This is a genomic window from Citrobacter sp. On2M (genome assembly GCF_018035235.1).
Classification (GTDB): Bacteria; Pseudomonadota; Gammaproteobacteria; order Enterobacterales; family Enterobacteriaceae; genus Citrobacter; species Citrobacter meridianamericanus.
Map to the genome: position 1 here is coordinate 523464 of NZ_WPCV01000004.1, position 19482 is coordinate 542945.

The 19482-nt window shown below is 45.2% G+C and carries 19 protein-coding genes; 18 read left to right on the forward strand and 1 reads right to left on the reverse strand.

Annotated features, from left to right (window positions below):
• Positions 1–33 precede the first annotated feature (33 nt).
• From efeO to phoH, 3 genes are all read left to right on the forward strand, one after another.
• The gene (gene efeO / locus On2M_RS12750) at positions 34–1161 is read left to right on the forward strand and encodes an iron uptake system protein EfeO (protein ID WP_210904917.1); all 1128 of its coding nucleotides are present in this window, start codon (positions 34–36) and stop codon (positions 1159–1161) included.
• A 5-nt stretch (positions 1162–1166) separates the two neighbouring features.
• Positions 1167–2450 carry an iron uptake transporter deferrochelatase/peroxidase subunit gene (gene efeB / locus On2M_RS12755; RefSeq protein WP_210904918.1) on the forward strand — a complete coding sequence of 428 codons (1284 nt, stop codon included), beginning with the start codon at positions 1167–1169 and terminating at the stop codon, positions 2448–2450.
• Positions 2451–2971: 521 nt separating this feature from the next.
• On the forward strand, positions 2972–3760 hold the full coding sequence (gene phoH, locus On2M_RS12760; RefSeq protein WP_003036052.1) for a phosphate starvation-inducible protein PhoH: 789 nt from the start codon (positions 2972–2974) through the stop codon (positions 3758–3760).
• A gap of 55 nt (positions 3761–3815) precedes the next feature.
• On the opposite strand, the gene On2M_RS12765 is transcribed toward phoH, so the two are convergent.
• Positions 3816–4109: a YciI family protein gene (locus On2M_RS12765; protein WP_151217989.1), complete on the reverse strand. Its 294-nt coding sequence runs from the start codon at positions 4107–4109 to the stop codon at positions 3816–3818.
• 731 nt (positions 4110–4840) lie between these two features.
• On the opposite strand from On2M_RS12765, the gene On2M_RS12770 reads away from it, so the two are divergent.
• The 15 genes from On2M_RS12770 to On2M_RS12840 all read left to right on the forward strand — a co-directional run bounded on the left by On2M_RS12770 (position 4841) and on the right by On2M_RS12840 (position 18918).
• Positions 4841–5383 (forward strand): fimbrial protein, encoded by a 543-nt coding sequence (locus On2M_RS12770; protein ID WP_151217990.1) that lies wholly within the window; start codon positions 4841–4843, stop codon positions 5381–5383.
• Positions 5384–5448: 65 nt separating this feature from the next.
• Positions 5449–6006, forward strand: a complete 558-nt coding sequence (locus tag On2M_RS12775; RefSeq protein WP_210904919.1) for a fimbrial protein — start codon at positions 5449–5451, stop codon at positions 6004–6006.
• A gap of 52 nt (positions 6007–6058) precedes the next feature.
• On the forward strand, positions 6059–8494 hold the full coding sequence (locus tag On2M_RS12780; RefSeq protein ID WP_210904920.1) for a fimbria/pilus outer membrane usher protein: 2436 nt from the start codon (positions 6059–6061) through the stop codon (positions 8492–8494).
• 16 nt (positions 8495–8510) lie between these two features.
• The gene (locus On2M_RS12785; RefSeq protein WP_210904921.1) at positions 8511–9257 is read left to right on the forward strand and encodes a fimbria/pilus periplasmic chaperone; all 747 of its coding nucleotides are present in this window, start codon (positions 8511–8513) and stop codon (positions 9255–9257) included.
• Positions 9258–9306: 49 nt separating this feature from the next.
• On the forward strand, positions 9307–9903 hold the full coding sequence (locus On2M_RS12790; RefSeq protein ID WP_151217996.1) for a fimbrial protein: 597 nt from the start codon (positions 9307–9309) through the stop codon (positions 9901–9903).
• A 44-nt stretch (positions 9904–9947) separates the two neighbouring features.
• Positions 9948–10454, forward strand: coding sequence for a fimbrial protein (locus tag On2M_RS12795; protein ID WP_210904922.1), 507 nt, complete (start codon positions 9948–9950; stop codon positions 10452–10454).
• 59 nt (positions 10455–10513) lie between these two features.
• A complete protein-coding gene (locus tag On2M_RS12800) occupies positions 10514–10975 on the forward strand; it encodes a fimbrial protein (RefSeq protein WP_187259677.1) in 462 nt (153 codons plus the stop codon).
• Positions 10976–10984: 9 nt separating this feature from the next.
• Positions 10985–11536: a fimbrial protein gene (locus On2M_RS12805; RefSeq protein ID WP_247604985.1), complete on the forward strand. Its 552-nt coding sequence runs from the start codon at positions 10985–10987 to the stop codon at positions 11534–11536.
• A 7-nt stretch (positions 11537–11543) separates the two neighbouring features.
• Positions 11544–13154: a Wzy polymerase domain-containing protein gene (locus On2M_RS12810; RefSeq protein ID WP_210904923.1), complete on the forward strand. Its 1611-nt coding sequence runs from the start codon at positions 11544–11546 to the stop codon at positions 13152–13154.
• A 127-nt stretch (positions 13155–13281) separates the two neighbouring features.
• The gene (locus On2M_RS24435; protein WP_210904924.1) at positions 13282–14259 is read left to right on the forward strand and encodes a fimbrial protein; all 978 of its coding nucleotides are present in this window, start codon (positions 13282–13284) and stop codon (positions 14257–14259) included.
• Positions 14260–14388: 129 nt separating this feature from the next.
• The gene (locus On2M_RS12820) at positions 14389–15984 is read left to right on the forward strand and encodes an EAL domain-containing protein (RefSeq protein ID WP_210904925.1); all 1596 of its coding nucleotides are present in this window, start codon (positions 14389–14391) and stop codon (positions 15982–15984) included.
• Between the two features lie 1341 nt (positions 15985–17325).
• Positions 17326–17556, forward strand: a complete 231-nt coding sequence (locus tag On2M_RS12825) for a hypothetical protein (RefSeq protein WP_210904926.1) — start codon at positions 17326–17328, stop codon at positions 17554–17556.
• Between the two features lie 42 nt (positions 17557–17598).
• A complete protein-coding gene (locus On2M_RS12830; RefSeq protein ID WP_151218002.1) occupies positions 17599–17874 on the forward strand; it encodes a hypothetical protein in 276 nt (91 codons plus the stop codon).
• Between the two features lie 57 nt (positions 17875–17931).
• Entirely contained in the window at positions 17932–18228 is a 297-nt protein-coding gene (locus On2M_RS12835; protein WP_151218003.1) for a hypothetical protein, read from the forward strand.
• Positions 18229–18522: 294 nt separating this feature from the next.
• Positions 18523–18918 carry an ion channel gene (locus On2M_RS12840; protein WP_151218004.1) on the forward strand — a complete coding sequence of 132 codons (396 nt, stop codon included), beginning with the start codon at positions 18523–18525 and terminating at the stop codon, positions 18916–18918.
• Positions 18919–19482: the final 564 nt, after the last annotated feature.

Sequence of the window (19482 nt, forward strand, 5' to 3'; positions counted from 1 at the left end):
TTAGTTACAACATACTTATTAAAGGGCCAGGTTATGACGCTTCATTTTCGCCGTAGTGCGCTGCAGTTGGGTATTGCTGTGCTGTTTGCATCCGCTTTTTCTGCTCAAGCCGCCGATATTCCGCAGGTAAAAGTCACGGTTAACGACAAACAGTGTGAGCCGATGACCCTCACGGTTAACGCCGGGAAAACGCAATTCATCATCCAGAACCATAGTCAGAAAGCGCTGGAGTGGGAAATTCTTAAAGGCGTCATGGTGGTTGAAGAGCGTGAAAACATTGCGCCAGGCTTTAGCCAGAAAATGACGGCTAATCTGCAGCCTGGCGAATATGAGATGACCTGTGGTCTGTTGACTAACCCGAAAGGCAAACTGATCGTAAAAGGTAGCGCAACGGCGGATGCTGCGCAGAGCGATGCTCTACTGAGCCTGGACGGTGCGATTACCGGATACAAAGCCTATGTGACAGCAGAAACCGCGCAGCTGGTTACGGGGACTAAAGCCTTCACCGATGCGATTAAAGCCGGCGATGTGGAAAAAGCGAAATCGCTGTATGCGCCAACGCGTCAGCATTATGAGCGTATTGAACCGATTGCTGAATTGTTCTCCGATCTCGACGGCAGCATCGATGCCCGTGAAGACGACTACGAGCAAAAAGCCGCTGATCCTAATTTCACCGGTTTCCACCGCCTGGAAAAAGCGCTGTTTGGCGACAATACCACCAAGGGTATGGATAAATACGCCGATCAGTTGAACAGTGACGTTATCGATCTGCAAACGCGCATTAGCGCACTGGCCTTCCCACCGTCAAAAGTGGTTGGCGGGGCAGCCGGTTTGATTGAAGAAGTCGCTGCCAGCAAAATCAGCGGGGAAGAAGATCGCTACAGCCATACCGATCTGTGGGATTTCCAGGCCAACGTCGATGGCGCACAGAAAATTGTCGATCTCCTGCGTCCTCAGTTACAAAAATCCAATGCTGAACTGCTGGCGAAGGTGGATGCGAACTTCAAAAAAGTCGATAGCATTCTGAGTAAGTACCGTACCAAAGACGGTTTTGAAACTTATGACAAACTGACCGATGCCGATCGCAATGCGCTGAAAGGGCCGATCACGACGCTGGCGGAAGATTTGTCGCAATTACGCGGTGTTCTGGGCCTGGATTAAGCACTATGCAGCAAGATTATGAAAACGGCGTGAGCGAACCGTCACGCCGACGTTTACTGAAAGGGATGGGCGCTCTGGGTGGGGCGCTGGCGCTGGCGGGTGGGTGTCCGGTTGCTCACGCGCAAAAACCACAAAGCGCGCCGGGAACGCTGTCCCCTGATGCGCGTAGCGAAGCGCAGCCGTTTTATGGTCAGCATCAGGCTGGGATCCTGACGCCGCAGCAGGCATCAATGATGCTGGTGGCGTTCGATGTGCTCGCCAGCGATAAAGCCGATCTTGAACGTTTGTTCCGGTTACTGACCAGCCGATTTGCGTTTCTGACTACCGGCGGGCCGGCGCCGGATACGCCGAATCCGCGTCTCCCCCCTATGGATTCCGGTATCCTCGGCGCATATATTGCACCAGACAACCTGACGATGACGTTATCAGTCGGCTCCTCGCTATTTGATGAACGTTATGGTCTGAAATCGCAGATGCCGAAAAAGCTGCAAAAAATGACCCGCTTCCCGAATGATTCGCTGGATGCGGCGCTGTGTCATGGTGATTTGCTGCTGCAGATTTGTGCCAACACGCAGGACACCGTCATCCATGCGCTGCGCGATATTATTAAACATACGCCTGATCTCCTCAGCGTACGTTGGAAACGTGAAGGGTTTATTTCCGACCACGGCGCGCGCAGTAAGGGTAAAGAGACCCCGGTCAACTTACTTGGCTTTAAGGACGGCACCGCGAATCCTGACGCTACGAATGCGAAGTTGATGCAAGAGGTCGTGTGGGTGACGGATGGGCAGGGTGAACCCGCGTGGGCGCAAGGTGGGAGTTATCAGGCCGTCAGGCTCATTCAGTTCCGCGTTGAGTTCTGGGATCGTACGCCGCTACAAGAGCAGCAAACGATTTTTGGTCGCGATAAACATACCGGCGCGCCGCTGGGTATGCGGCACGAGCACGATGTGCCTGACTATGCCAACGATCCTGACGGTGAGGTGATTGCGCTCGACAGCCATATCCGTCTGGCAAATCCTCGCACCAAAGAGACTGACTCCAGTTTGATGATGCGCCGTGGCTATAGCTATTCACTCGGCGTGACCAGTTCCGGTCAGCTGGATATGGGACTGTTGTTTGTTTGCTATCAGCATGACCTGGAAAAAGGTTTTTTGACGGTGCAGAAACGTCTGAACGGCGAAGCACTCGAAGAGTATGTCAAACCGATTGGTGGGGGATACTTCTTTGCTTTGCCGGGCGTCAAAACCGCAGACCATTATCTGGGACAGGCCCTGATCGAAGCCTGATGATGATGCCCCGCAGTAAAGCGGGGCTTTTCTGACATCTTCATGAATGAACAAATTATTTTTTATGCTTGGTGCGTGACTGAAATATTTCTGTCATCTCTCTGCAAGAGACTGTCTCTGGTGATAAGATAGACATTAAGTTAACGACAAGTAAAAATATTGTTGCATTAGCAAAAGATTATGATGTACTTATAAGTATTAGCGGTAGTTCCCGGCGGTGATGGTTGTTCACTATGGAGATCGCGAATGGAAAAGTCCTGCATTGGACATGTTTTTCACAATAGCAGCTGTACCCTACGCGGACGTTTCTCTTCCGGTAGCCTCCTCGTCACCGCTAAATCTCTCTCTCATTCACTTCTTCTCCTTGTAACTGACACCCTGTACGGTGCGCGTAGCCGTGTGTGGCGTCTTATCCGAAAGCAAGCAATGGCTTACAAGGAAGCCAACCCTCAGATGTTCGTGCGCATAATCGTGCCGCCAACGGCGCGTGTGATGTATACCTACAACTCAAGGTGCTATCCATGGGAAGACAAAAAGCAGTGATCAAAGCTCGTCGTGAAGCAAAACGTGTGCTGAGGCGGGATTCGCGTAGTCATAAACAACGTGAAGATGAGTCGGTCACATCGCTTGTGCAGATGGGCGGCGTAGAAGCGATCGGTATGGCGCGTGATAGTCGCGATGCCACGCCAATCACGGCGCGAAATGAGGCTCAGGCGCACTACCTGAATGCTATCGAGAGTAAACAGCTGATCTTCGCCACCGGTGAAGCCGGGTGTGGTAAAACCTGGATCAGCGCAGCAAAAGCAGCAGAGGCCCTGATCCACAAAGACGTGGACCGGATCATTGTAACCCGTCCAGTTCTGCAAGCTGATGAAGACCTCGGCTTCTTACCTGGAGATGTTTCTGAGAAGTTCGCTCCCTATTTTCGCCCAGTGTATGACGTACTGGTGAAGCGCCTGGGAGCCTCCTTCATGCAATATTGCCTGCGACCTGAGATTGGTAAGGTGGAAATCGCACCGTTCGCCTATATGCGTGGACGTACATTTGAAAATGCAGTGGTCATTCTTGACGAGGCTCAGAACGTTACTGCTGCGCAAATGAAGATGTTTTTAACTCGCCTCGGGGAGAATGTGACGGTGATTGTGAATGGGGATGTGACCCAGTGCGATCTACCTGCGCACGTTCGCTCAGGGCTAAGCGATGCGCTGGCCCGTTTCGAAGAAGATGATATGGTTGGTATAGTTCGTTTCAATAAAGACGATTGCGTCCGTTCGGCGCTCTGTCAGCGGACGCTCAACGCTTACAACTGATAAGTACTCCGTCTCCAGAGCCCGGGAAACCGGGCTTTGTTATTTGTTAACGGTATTACAGAATATCTTTTATAGCTGCCGTCGTCATTGTTGCTTCAAATGGGATCAGCTCAACTTTTGCGATACCTGACTGTTGGAAGGGATCCTGGTTGAGGTAGTTTTTAAGTTTTTCAGTATCATCACATTTTGCCAATATCACGCCACCAGAACGTGGGATTTTAGGACCTGAAGTCAGGAATAAACCCTCGGCATAACCCTTTTTCAGCCACTCGACGTGTGCAGGAAGTAGGCTATCAACTTCATTTAACGGTTTGACATAGGTTAAAACGACCACACTAATAACGCTCATTTTATTGTCCATGTATACATGCGGGATACCACGGTAGCATGCGACTCAATAGAGATAGAATATTTTATTGGGGTTGCCAGGGGATTTAATGCTATTCCGGACGGATCACATACGAAAAAAAGTCTGTGCTTGCGTACGAGATCTTGTTTAAAGATGGCGGTGAAGGGAACTGCTAAATATGAAGACAAAGGTGTGCTACACGGCGCGCTGATAGTCAATCCTGATACTCTCCGCCTCCTGGTTCTTCTTGATGACAGCTACAGAAAACAGTTTGCTCAGTTGTCAAAAACACAACTGCTTATCCTGGACTGTCTGAGCATAACACTCACCGGTTGGGATGAAAGGTGAACCAACGAGATATGCTGGTACAGGTTGACACAAAATGAATAGTGGAGCTGATAAATTAATGTTAGGGCATGTTAAGAAATAACGCGTTCACGTTCCTCAGAAGCGAAATATACACAAGTTGTAAAAACTGGCGGCTGTTGTAGATTTTGCGCAGTTGGCGTCCTGAAAATGCAGGGGATTCGCGGTTGTGGAATAAACTCTAATTGAGATAGATTCTTAATTTAATAAATATGGCGATATTAAATGAATTAATGTTTTATATTATAAAACATCATTTTAATGCTCTTGATGTTATTGTTTGATGTGATTAGTATGCAGACGTGAATTTAATCTTGATTAATTCATTTTCTATTTTTAGTTAAAACTAACGGAATATTTCATATATGAAAATTAATAAACTTGTCATTGCTGTGGGAGTAGGTTTGGTAATGGCTTCAGGTAGCGCCTTAGCTTTGCCGGGTGCTGACTCTGGTCATGGTACCGTGACTTTTACGGGGACCATTATTGATGCGCCGTGCTCCATTGCCCCTGACTCTATCGATCAGACTGTTAGTCTGGGACAGATCTCTAACAAGGTGTTGGAAGGTGGCGGCAAGTCAACACCGGTTCCTTTCCAGATCAAACTGGAAGATTGTAATGTCGAATCGCTGACAGATAAAACAGTAACGACAACGTTTGATGGTACTCCGGCCGGTTCTGCAACGGATCTGTTTGCCATTGCAGGTACTGCTTCTGGCGCAGGCGTTGCCGTTACTGCTGACGATGGCGTTCCCGTGACATTAGGTGAAGCGGCCTCAACCACTGGTATTATGAGCGGTGACAACGAGCTGAATTTTGCCGCCTATCTGACCGCGTTGGATGCTTCGAGCGCCATCGTTCCAGGTGACTTCACTTCTGTAGCAAACTTCACTCTGGCTTATAACTAAGTACTGAGTAAACGAAAAGGGGAGCAATCCCCTTTTATCAATTCTGATAAATAAAGGTTAAATGTATGGGGCGGCTTTTTATTATTGATAAGTTTAGCCTGCATTTACCTATTTTATTATTGACGCCAGCTTGGGTGGGGGCGACAGATTTTGGACATGGTAATGTCAATGTCGGTGGTTCGATTGTTGATACTCCTTGTGCTATTGATACCGAAAGCCAGGATCAGACTGTGCTTATGCCGACGATGACGGTTGGTTCTATATTAGGACAAAACAAGAAGAATAAAAAAGATTTTTTTATTAAGTTAATCAACTGCGACACAGTTTCAGTGAATAAACCAGATCATCAATGGGGATATTATAGTATTACATTCTATGGTGATAATACCAGCCAAACGTACCCTTCGAGATTATTTGATGTAAAAGGTGAGGCAAAGGGAGTTGGGCTGGCGATAAGAACAGTTGCGGGTGAGCAAGCTACTCCAGGGGCTTCCTTTGATAATCACATGATAGCTAAGGGCGAGAACATACTGGCGTACTCCATGTATTTAGAATCAAATGGGCAAAAGATTAAGCGTGGTACTTATAGTGCAGTGATTCGATTCGCCATGAATTATTATTAATATTATGACTCATTATTTTCAATACATTTCCTTTTCAGGTGAAAAATTGTTTATGTTTTTCATTCTGATTATATACTCTAATTGTAGTAATGCAGCGCAAGAACAAATTGAATTTAATACAGATGTCTTGGATGTTGCTGATCGCTCCTCAGTGGATTTGTCGAAGTTTTCTGCTGGTGGTTACATTATGCCAGGCAAATATCCGATGGTTATTCAGATCGGTGAGAGTACCTTGCCTGAGCAGTTGGTTGAATTTTATGCTGAGTCCGATGATAAGAGTTTACCCTGTGTCAATAAAGACATTGTTGATTCTTTAGGGTTTAAGAAGAAGTTTCTTAGCGATCTAAAGTGGGTTCGTGATAATCAATGCTTAGATTTGTCTAGCCTCAAGGGATTTAGTGCGAAAGGCGATCTGTCGGCGGGGGCATTATACATTAATGTTCCTCAGGCTTATGTTGAGTATGTGGATGAAAACTGGGAGCCTTCCGCACGTTGGGATGAGGGACTTTCCGGTGTCATGCTTGATTACAACATTAATGCGCAGCGGCAATATATCTATCAGGGCGATAATTCAACGAACGTTAGTGCCAATGGAGTATTAGGGTTGAATGCTGGTCCCTGGCGCCTACGTGCCGACTGGCAGGAACAGTATGAGAAAAGTAAGTTCGTGACGGATTCTCAGTTCGATTTTTCGCGTTTTTATGCCTATCGAGCCTTAAAGGATCTGCAACTGAAGTTGGTTTTGGGAGAGGATTATTTTCGTTCGGATGTATTTGATTCGTTTCGTTTTGCAGGGCTAAGTGTGCGCTCGGATGACAGCATGTTACCGCCAGGCCTGCGGGGATATGCGCCGGAGGTGAGAGGGATTGCGCAAAGTAACGCCAAGGTAACGGTGAGCCAAAAGGGTCGGATAATCTATCAAACGCAAGTGGCAGCCGGGCCGTTCCGTATTCAGGATTTGGGGGATACGGTGAACGGTAAGCTCGACGTCAAGGTGCAGGAAGAGGATGGTTCGGTCAATACGTTCCAGGTCGATACTGCCTACGTGCCTTATCTGACTCGTCCGGGAACTGTACGCTATAAATTTGCCTCCGGGCGACCAAGCAACATGGATCATAGTGTTGAAGGTCCATTGTTTGCCTCTACAGAGGCGACCTATGGGGTGAATAATGGTTGGTCAATCTATGGTGGGGGGCTCTTTGCAAAGGATTACGGAATTGGTGCTGTGGGGATTGGCCGCGATTTATTGACTTTCGGGGCAATATCGCTGGATATCTCTCAGTCGAAAGCGCAGGTTAGGGAGTACTCCCTGTCGGGAAGATCGTATCGCATTAACTATTCGAAGACTTTTAGTGATTACGATAGCCAGATAACGTTTGCCGGATATCGCTTTTCCGATAAAGACTTCCTGAGTATGGATCAGTTTATCGATCTGTTACGCGATGATGCTATCTATTCGAGGGGGAGGGAACTTTACACTGTCACATTTAATCAGCAATTAAAAAAACTAAATCTAAACTTTTTTCTTAACTACAGTCGCCAGACTTACTGGGATCGACAGCCCGACAGCACCTACAGTCTGACTGTTTCTCGTTATTTTGATATTGGTAATTTTAAGAATGTGAATGTCAGTTTATCGGCGACGAAGACCAAGAATAATTATCAAAATGATGAGACTTCATATTATCTCGGTATGTCGATTCCTATCGGCGATCGTGGAAGTATAGGCTATAACCTGCAAGAAGATAGAGGCAAGGTATCCACGGGTTTAAGTTATTACAATGCTATTGACGATAATAACTCTTACCAGGTTAGAGCTGGATTAGACAATGGCGATCGCTCGCGGGCGAGCGGTTACTTTCAACATGATGGTGACATGGCTTCAGTCACGGCGTCGGCGGGGTATTACAACCAGAGTTATCGCAGTTTGGGGCTTTCCATGGAGGGGGGGGTGACTGCAACGACACAAGGGATTGCTCTGCATCGCATCAATAGCCCGGGTGATACTCGGATTATGTTGGATACAGGGGTGGCAGGGATCCCGGTACGTGCTGAGTATGGCGGGGTCATCTTTACTAACCGTTTCGGCAAGGCCGTTAGTCCCGATGTCCAGAGTTATTATAAGAATAGTTATTATATCGATTTAAATAAATTACCTGAAAACGCCGAGGCTATTGTTTCGCTCAAACAGTCGGCCCTGACGGAAGGTGCTATTGGTTATCAATCCTTTAATGTGTTAGCCGGTAGTAAGGCAATGGCGGTAATCCGCTTTGCCGATGGGAGTTATCCACCGTTCGGCGCGATGGCGAGCAATTTGAAAGATATCTCTACAGGTATGGTCGCGGATAATGGCGTGATATGGCTGGCCGGGATGAACCCTGATGAAACAATGAAAGTTGCCTGGGGGGATGGGAATACATGTGAATTCACCTTGCCGCATGAGATCCCCACTACGTTTGACACTAAATTACTGTTGTTATGTAAATGATATAGGTTGAATTTTAATGAACTTAAAAAAACAGCTGTCGATGACCTTGATTAGCGTTCTGTATGCACTGTCTGGCTACGCTCATGCGGCAATTGCCCTGGATCGGACGCGCATTGTGTTTAATGGTGACGCTTCATCTATGAGCGTCAATATTCAGAATCATAATAAACAGCTACCCTATTTAGCGCAGGCATGGGCAGAGGATTCCCAGGGGAAAAAGATCACCTCGCCATTGACTATTCTGCCTCCTTTGCAGCGCGTTGAACCGGGAGCAAAGAGCCAGGTAAAATTGCAGCTGACCAACGAGGCGGCCAGAGGGTTACCTCAAGACAGAGAGAGTCTTTTTTTCTTTAACTTGAGAGAGATTCCACCTAAAAGCAATAAGCCTAATACGTTGCAGATTGCCTTGCAGACAAAAATCAAGATTTTTTATCGACCGAAAGCTATCGTCATTAAGGACTATGGCGATCCTTTTCAAAAGGGGATAACTATTGAGCGCAAGGGGAATAAACTCGTGGTTAATAACCCGACACCTTATAACGTAACTATTGCTTATGCTTCTAATTCAGAGAAGGGAAAAGCGCTTGGCGGGTTTGAGCCCATCATGATTGCACCGAAGTCGAGTGCCGATTATAAGGGAGATGAGAAGGCGTTGGGGAGCACGCCAGTTCTGACGTATATCAATGACTTTGGTGGCCGACCGAAACTGGTGTTTGGCTGTAGCGGAAGCCAGTGTAAAGTCACATCGAATATTAACGGTTAATGTGTGATTGAAACGGCGCGATATTGGTGGCTTTTATCGGTGGAGGCATATGATTAGCTCCTATATAAAGAGACTGTATATTGTACTCGCGTCTCTGATGATCACGGTGAGTGTTAATGCCAGAGCCCTTGACTCGCTGGCCATTGATGGTGAGCATGGGACTTTAAATGTAATTGGTGAGTTAGTCGAAGGGGCATGCTGGATCGATAATGGCTCGGTGTATCAACAAATCGAGCTGGGTGAAGTGAACTTTGCCGAACTGGCTGATGAGAATGCGAATATTCAGCCTCGCCGATTCTTTATCGCCTTGCGTGATTGCATTTATTATTCTGGAGATATGCGTGACGCGCGTAACGGTAATCTGACGACGAACAGCATGCAGCCTATTGTTAAGATCTCATTTGCTACAGTACAAGAACAAGAGCAAAAAAACGTTATCGAGGTCGAAGGCATGGCACAGGGCATCTCTTTACGATTGAGTGACTCGCAATATCGTCCTGTCTATTTGAATGATAATAATAGGCCCTACGTCATCAATTCTATCAATGATAAGCTTATTTATAATGTGCAAGTTGTACGTAATAACCATAAGTTGATCGCCGGACCTTACCGTGCGACGCTTAACTTTAAGTTGGATTACGATTGACGAATTATAAGGCAGGGGGAGGTATTTATTGGAGGGGACGTGCTATGATGTACAGGATGTTTTTATTTATACTGTTATCCAGCGTTACCATTATTAGCAGGGCCGATACGAGAAAGTTAAATTTTTCTACTGGTATTAATATATCGGGGACTGTAATTTCGACCGGAGCTTGTAGTTTTAATAAGACTGAGCTCGATATCAATTTTGGTGACGTATATATTGCTGATTTGGTAGGAGATAGCAACCGTAAAGACATTGGCTATACCCTTAGCTGTACGGGTGACTATGCGTATAGCGATATTCAGTTACATATATCGGGCACTGTGAGTAGTAGTGATAGGTCTCTTTTAGCAACAAATGTACCAGGCGTCGGTATTAAGCTATTTCGTGATAATATTCAACTTAAGCCAGATGAAATAATTTCACTCGGTGACGATCCATCCATAGCACCTAAATTAAGGGCTGCGGTAGTTATTGGTGATGCCGATGTTTCTAAGTTAAATGGTGTGAGGTTTTTTACCTCTGCAACCTTGACTGTGGCATTTAATTAAGTGAAGGGGGCGTTTTAATGAGGACGTTGATGCTTTGTTTAGGCCTGTGGATATTAATAATGCCAGTTAGTCAAGCAATAACTTCTGATAATCATCTAACAGGTGATACGACTAATTTAAGATTCTATGGAGTATTAAAAAGAAAACCATGCCATATTAATGGTGACAGTTTGATAAATATCGATTTTGGAAAAGTAAGGATCAAAAAAATAGATGGATTAAATTATAAACAAAAAATCCCTTACTCCATCACATGCGAAGAGTATTCTCCAGAGTTAAAGCTGACTCTGGCGATTAATGGAGCCAGTTATTTCGAGAAGTCCGTGCTAACGACAACGGTAGATGGGTTAGGCTTAAAATTACTTGCTAACGGTGCAGACTTTGAAATGAATAAACCAGTTCAGATTAATTTCGATTCGGGAAGTCTAATCCTTGAGGCGGTTCCCGTGCAGAAACCAGGTGCAACGCTACCTGAGAAAGCTTTTAGCGCCACGGCGACGCTACTCGCAGAGTATTTATAAGGGGGAGACATGAGTATTAGAATCAGTTTGCTTATGTTGATTTGTTTAATAGATATGGCGGGAATACATTCGGCTCAGGCAGATGATAACTTAAAGTTTAGTGGTTTTTTAGTTATGGATCCATGTGAACTGGACCCAGATACCTCTGATGTTGAGGTATCTTTTGGAACCATTGTCGACAAGTATTTGTATTTGAACCAGAGAACGCATAGCCAACAATTTGTTATTAATTTAAAAGATTGTGATATTGACTCTGGAAACATCGTACAGATGACGTTTAGCGGTACACCGAGCACAGAATTACCTGGTTATATTGTTCCATCGTCCGGTGAGAAGACGGGTATCGCCGTGGGTATGGAGCGCGTCGTCAATGACGGTTCTGGCCCAATCGTACAGTTGTTACCCTTTAATGAGGCTATGCCGACCTCGCCACTGTTTAATGGTACGACGACGTTGAGATTTCGTGCTTTTATACAGGGAATACCTAGCGCGATTGCCTCGCATAGTATTGTTCGCGGTAACTTTAGCGCCGTAGCAACCTTTACTATCGAGTACCCCTGAGGCTGGTATGACGATTAATCTACTGCGAAGCTATACCTATAAGAATGCAATATGCCTACTGATTGCATTGTACTTCCTGGTTCTGATGCATATCTATTTACCAAACCGAGGCGGAAATGGCCTGAATCTTCCTCTCAATATCTTTGCATGGCTGTGGATCTGTATGTTGATGTGCGTAATTGCGTTCAGTGGCAATCGAGGCCGCTTTATCTATCCGCGTTACATCAGCGCTATGGTTTTGGGGGGCTTTCTGCTGACGGTTCCCCTGTTTTGGGCCAGCCGCGCAGGCATGATGAATGCTGTCTGGCGAGTAATGGCATTATGGGGTGGGCTGTTTATTTACGTCCTGCTATACCAATTGAGATTATGTTTCACGCAAAAGATCAGGGTAATGTGGGCGATCTTCGGCGCTACCGTGATTGAAGCGGTTGTCTCCTTATGGCAGATCGGTCAATTGCTGATGGGAGCGGGAAGCCGCCCCGGCGGAATTTTTCAACAAGTTAACGTACTGGCTTCTTTTCTTGCGACGGGGCTGGCCATCTCTTTTATCCTCTATTCGATGAGTAAGCCAGCTTGGGTGAGGGCTTTCCTGGCACTTAGCCAGATTATGATATCTCTGATTTTGGTGATGTTGTCATCGCGAGTCGGCTGGTTGGCGGGGATAGTGGTCTATACACTGTATTTAGGCCGTTATCTGACCAGACGGCACGATACGGTTGCTGCTGTCTTGTTGTACCCTTTGCTCGGCGCGGGAGTGGGCATCGGGATCATGTATGCCGTGCAACAAGGTTGGTGGGTTTTGGACGGCTTATTGGTTGATAAGCAGATGTCGAGCCACTTGCGATGGATCCTTTTGATTGCCACTTGGTCAATGATAAAGGCCCATTTACTCACCGGGGTGGGATATGGTGAATACGCCTATACCTTATTACGTACCCTCTCTGCACCCCAGGCGCAAGAGGCCTGGCGGGTGACACACCCGCATAATGAAATTCTATATTGGTGGGTTGAAGGAGGAATATTAGCACTTGTTGGGATCGGTTGTATCATCTATGGGATTCTGCGTCAGGCGACCAGACCTAAATGTAATGAGAATTACTTATGGCTATATGTGATGCTTCCCATTGCTTTGCATACAATGACCGAATTTCCCTTTTATCTGTCAATGCCGCATTTATTTATTTCTTTGCTGTGCATCTCTTTCTTGCGTGATGATGGAAGACCTATTCTCAGGGGGCGCGCATGCCTGCTTAGAATAACTTTTGGCGTTGTTTTTTTTCTTCTCGCTGCGATTTTTATCTTTATGCTACAGGCTAATTTCTATTTATATCAGTTTGAGCGTAGTGGGATGAAGAATAAAGACTATCTGGCACGAATCGATATGCCCATGCTTCAATGGGAGCGCTATCAGTTCGATCGACATATCAGTATGTTGTTGAGTTATAATGCTACGCGAAATGATCAATTACTAATCGAGTTTGAGCGTTGGGCCCGTGACTATAGCGACCGAAATAACGATCGAAATGTCTGTTGGACGAGGGTGAATATTGCGAAGCATTTTCGATTGGCAGATAAATATTCCGCACTGAAAAGAGAGTGTACTGTACTTTATCCTTAGTGAGGGTCATATACTATGTTTTTCAACACTATTTATGAGAATGGTATATTTTATTTCCAGGATAGATTTGCATTAACTGAGTTTTAATATATTACTTAACAATTTTGTTCTTGTGGAGGGGCTATAGGTGATTAAATCATTGGTATATATTTTTTTCGTGGTTGTGACTTTAGTCACACCCCCAGTATCTGCAAGTTATTTATCTGGTGATCCGGGTGATGCGGGGTGTGGGAGCACCTCTGGAATTGCTTGTGTTAAAAGAGGTCCAGCTAATAATTATGTCACTGCCGTACCACATGTATTCGATGTAGTAATGAATGGTAATCCTGCTGTTTGGGCTAAATCAAACGCAATTAAAATTGCACTTGGTGTTCGTCAAAGTTCAGTGGGTACCAATACGTATACGGACTCAAATAAGTATACTTGGCTGACTGCATCCCATGATTTGTCTAAGTCCGCGGGGCCGCTTAAACCCATGAAATGGGTTTATATAGATCAAACCGATCCCGGTTACTTAGCTCAGGGCATCGCTTATTATTACCCTCAGCTTGGTTCTACGATTACTACGGGTGTGGGTAGTGTTTATTGCGTGGGTTTATTCTATGACACTGGTATTGGTAACCCCACGGGTATTTCTGGTTTAGTGGAAGGCTTTGGTTGTAAGAGTGATATGGGGGGCTCAGAAAGTAAACCTCCGATCGAAAAATGTGTAGCGACTAGTACGCTGAATATTGATTTTGGTGAGGTTGATAGAGCCGGTATAACGAATACTGGAGCCTACGAAAAATCTGTTAAATTGAGTATTAACTGTAGTGGGGTCTCCGTGCTTCCCGTTCATACTTTTCAGGCCAAATTAAGTGGTACAGGAGTAACATGGGCTGGTGGACAGCTTAAGACTTCCAACCCCGCACTTGGTGTGAAGTTTAATATTGCGGGCAAGGACGTCAATGCAAATTCTTCACCCTTCGATCTTGGGTCAACAAGCGGTGGGGCGCTAAATGTGACAGTAAAGGCGGCCTTAGCCAAGAATCCAAGCGTAATTACACGTGATATTGCTACCGGTAGTTTTAACGCGAATGCGACATTAATTATTGAAGAAAAATAATTGTTTCATATTTTTATATGATGAACTACCCGTATTCCTGGTATATGGTGTTTATCCAGTTTTGAGCGTATGCACTTAACCGGTCTTAGCACCAACTTCCAGAGCTGAATGATGCCAGGGACAGAAGCAATGATAAATAACAAGATGCTTTTCGCTATCTCCTGCGGAAAAAAAGCCTTGTATGTCGCTTTTTCTGGGGGGCTGGTACTGGCCGTAACTCTGGCAACTGTGACCTGGTGGTCTGTCGAATCCCTCCGGAAAGACACTCTCACACGTATAAATTTTGCACAACATCACATTGACACCATTATTTCAAATGCCAGAGCGGTGGCGAATGTGACCCGAAATCTTGCCGGGATGCCCTGTACCGGAAACACACTTTCCCAGCTCCGTCATGATGTAATCCGCACACCGAATGTGCGCGCTATCGACCTGGTACGTCAGGGTCGCATTTACTGCACTTCGCTGTATGGCGCAACAGATGAACCCGACAGGCTCTCCCTCCCGTCTGCCCGGAACAACCTGCAGTTGCTTCCCGGTAACACAGCCACACCGCATTTATCTGTGCTGGTATACCGTACTACCCAGCCCAAGGGCACGTTACTTATTAGTATTGACGGGTATTTTGTTGCTGAAACGCTCTTTGCGATTCGTACACTCCCTTTGGTTTATTTTCAGGTCGGGAATACTCTGATGTCGAAATCCGGCCAAATCCTGACACCTGCGCAACTCCCCGCCGGGAAACGCGAGTTCATTACATCTCCGGACTGGTCTTACCGGCTTGTTATCGTCACGCCGACGGGGACACTGTTCGGCAACATCGTGCATAACTACTGGAGGAGTATGTTGGTTTGCCTGCTGCTTGCTTTGGCGGCCTCACTTCTGTGTTACCGGATATTGACTCGCCCTCTGACGCCTGTGGAGCAATTACAAAACGCGCTGGCACGCCATGAATTCGTGCCATATATTCAGCCGATCGTCGATATCACTACACATCGCATTAAAGGTGGTGAGATTTTAATTCGCTGGAAACATCCGGAAGCAGGCCTCATCCCTCCGGACCAGTTTATCCCGCTGGCGGAAACCTCAGGTCTGATTGTGCCCATGACGCGGCAGTTGTTTGCAGATACAGGCCGCTTTTTTCAGGCGCACACAGCCCGGCTTCCAGCCGGTTTTCACCTGGGATTCAATATCAGCAAGTCTCACCTTGCAGACCGTCACCTCATGGAGGATTGTCAGAATATCCTGGCCGAGTTGTTGCCCTGCAGGGCAGAGCTGGTCCTCGAGTTACTGGAACGGGATACCGCTGAATGCACTGCTGAAATGAAAACTGCGTTCAGCAAATTAAAGCAGGAGGGGATAAAGTTCGCGCTTGACGATTTTGGAACCGGATATTCGACGCACGCCTGTCTGCAGAATTTCAGTACCGATTATATCAAGATAGACAAAAGCTTTATTCAGATGGCAGGTGTTGATGATATATCCCGGCATATTGTAGACAACGTCATTGCATTGGCAGAAAGTCTGAATATCAATATTATCGCTGAAGGCGTTGAAACTGCGTCGCAGGAGGCATATTTACAGGGGCGTAATGTGAAATATCTGCAAGGCTATCGCTATGGCCGTCCGGTTTCTCTGGATCAATTTGTAAAGAACCACCTGAGTGGTGGCGACGGACCGTTTTTCACAGGTTCACCGGCGTTGGCATATCAGGCTGAACAATAAGTCGGAATACTGCGCACTGATATGACGTCTTTACACCAGTCGCGTTATCCGACAAATCCGCGATGAGCGCTCATTTTCTCGAACAATCTAATCAGGGGCTACGCGGCCCGTAATGCTGCGCTGGCGTTGCATCAGGGAGAGTGGGTGGTGTCCTGAATGCGGATGATGGTATTGCTGACGAGTTTATTGAACCCCGGTGGCGGACGACAGTTGCGACACAGAGCGACGTGGTGCTATTCAATGTCTGGCATTCTGTTACAGAGCACAACTGAAGGGTCGTACACACCCGGCCACTCTGCTGGCAGAGTTTCACAGGCTACGACTGGATATTTAGCAATGAGACTTTCATCACGCACCGGGCGGATTATTATGATGTTCGTGCGATGATCTATATCGGTGTAATAACAGAAATCATCAGACGGGCGAAACGGGACGGTGTGAGATAAAAAAATCCCCAACGGAGATGATGGGGAAGGTAGTGTTTGAAGTTGTGTTGTTATTATCTGTCGTCAATGTGTTAGCACGTATGATTTTAATTTGATATATAAGTGGTAATCAAATTAAATATTTTAATTGTCATTATTATAATGGAGTAAAGCAAGGTTTATTGAGTAAAAACTTCAGACTCCTACAGCAACAAAATTTCACAAATGTCAGCTGGTTTTATATTCCGGCCTTTTTCAGCTACCGGCACGGGTTACCACTAGCGCTGGGGGGACGGCGTCCTGCAGCTGAATGCCGGACTGAATCATCTGTCTGGGATCCTGGTTAACGAAAGTGCCCAGGCTATGCTGATTGTCATCATCACCGCCCTGGCCACCGTTTCTCGGTTCTGCCGGCGCGAAATTCTTCCTCAGGAAGGACGATTCCCGCTGTATCGGTTTGATTATGGCGCTTATATTGGGGCGACTGCTGTATGATCCGGATATCTTACTCGTTCGAACCTTCAAGTTCGGATGGTATGTATGCACGCCAAAGTTCAGTATCGGCATCATTATACTGTTTATGTAAGCCGGCATATGTCACCTAATCCCGAACAGTGCTGCGAGTGAACAGTTACGGAGGAAAATGCCATTCTGGCCAGGAATCCGTCTTTTATCTTCATTTTTCCTTCTTGGGGCTCCTCTATGGCTGCGTCAGTATGCCGAATCTGGAAAAGAGTATAATTAGTAGTTTTAATTTCCTTATTAATCATCGATTTTGCGATTTATTAATATATGGAATTAATAATTATCATGTAATGAATGAAGTATTTGTCATGAAAAACATTTTTTTGTTAAAAAACAAAATGCAAAACGGGTAATTATGCACTCGTGACCCAGAGAAAAGGGGGTTAGTTTGGTGACAAAAGAACGTGATGAAACGATCGCGCTGGAAGCGGTAGAAGAATATTTAAACAACATCGACTGGATTAACGATGAGATAAGAGCAACTCTAAATTATGCGATAGAGGCGATGATAAGCACTGCGGAAAAGCACGAAAGTAGAATGTTCAAAATTGTGATGGCGCAGGAAGGAAGGAGGACTGCCTGGGGGCATGAGTTAATCGAAGAAATGGAGCATATCCCGTAACCGTAACGTAGTTTATTAACTAAAACATTCAAAATGATAAATATGAAAAATATCCAGAGCAGAGATGAAAAAGTATATCGTAGAATGGTGAGTGATACGATGGTTGGGTTCATGAACACAATGGGTGATCTCAGTGATGAAGCAAAAGACGATTTGCTTTCGATCATAGTGGAAGCTATGGAGACGAATGCTAACGAAGACGAAGAAAGCAGGAGAAAAATAAATCTGAAGGTACATGAGGTATCAAAGGAATACAACATTCCGATACTTAACATCTTTTCTGTTATTTCAATGGTTTTCATAGATTTCGAGTACTAAAATATTCCCAGTTAAAGCTCATGGGAATGTTATTTTCAATAAAGAAAGGAGGGAAGGATGTCTTCATGCAAAGAGGAAGATGATATGTGTAAGAGGATCGTCGCGAGAACAGTAGCTGAATGTCTTAATAGCATTGATAACCTTCATGATGGGGCTAAGGAAGGATTAACCTATGTTATAGCAAGGTTGGTTGATAACCCTGATTCAAATGATGAAATGAAAAAGAACATCATTGCGATATCCAGAGAATACAATATCAGCGAGGGGGCGCTTTTTGTCCTTATTACAGATATATTCACTGTGTGTGAGATGGTGCTAACGCATAAGGAAAGGTGTGGGGAAGTAATCCACTAAGTGCGGGTAAAACGTTGCTTACAATTCGTGCCAGTTACACTGTATTTTATCTTACAAGCTGTAATGCTAACTTCTATGAGAAATGAAGCCAGGGTAAACATAGAAAAAACTACTGAACACAAAATCCCTGCTCTATGGAAAGCCTACCTGTATCTCAAGAGTAGACTGATGGGGTTGTTGGCCGATTTTTTACAAGATATCCAGTGTATAACACCAAAAAAATTTACATATCCTGTCAATAATTTTTCCTGGCATATCTCTTGAGTGTTTTTTTGACTACTAAGTAGGTGGGTAATGATTAAGCAATTGTATTATTTGACAGGGTTAATCTCTGTTATGGTCATGATGCATACGGCGTGGAGCAGCTTCTTACTTCAAAGAAAAACAGTGAAGTGCGTCAGGAGTTCATTTTTTATAAAAATTGAGATGTTATTTGTGATGGTGTCTGTTTTATTGATTCATTGTATGGAAGCATCCATTTTTGCAATATTTTATTATGTTAATGATGCTTTGCCAGATATGGAAACATCCATGTATTTTTCACTGGCCAGTTATGCAACTGTTGGTTACGGTGATGTACTTTTACCTGAGGGGTTCCGATTAACTGGGGCGGCTGAAGGACTTGTTGGTACATTAATGGTTAGCTGGACGGTAGCCACATTAATTAGCTACTTTGGTGATAAAAAATAATGCGATAATCAGACCTTTTGTAAAGAGCTTGGTTTTTGGATTGCTTGCGGCACCTTTTAGTTCACTTGGCTGAACGAAATTAATATGAACGTAACATCGTTTATACAGGGGGGGAGTTGAAAGGGATTTCCAATATTGACTGTGCATCAGATATGATGAAATTGTGGCAAGTGACAGCCAGAAAGGATTAAACTGGACAGCAATTACATCATTGAATCAGTGAGTTAAAAAGAAAAAAAAGCCTCAACCCAAAAAGGTTGAGGCAATAAAACTTCAAAGGAAAGTAAGAACAGTTCACCTACTCATATACGCAAAACTATATTGCCAGTGTAATGCTTATCTTGCAAATTAATTGTGTTAAATATCTTTATTAATATTCCTGGGGCGAGGGGGGATTGTAAATAACAATGAATCTACACCTCAGAGCCATTTATGGACGGACCTCATGACAATAGACATTTTATGCTCTTGTAACAAAACCTGTTCGAGAGTCTCAGGGCTTATATCATCAAGGTGACAGTGGTGTCAGACCCAGTTGTAGAACACTTCAATGTAATCGAAGAT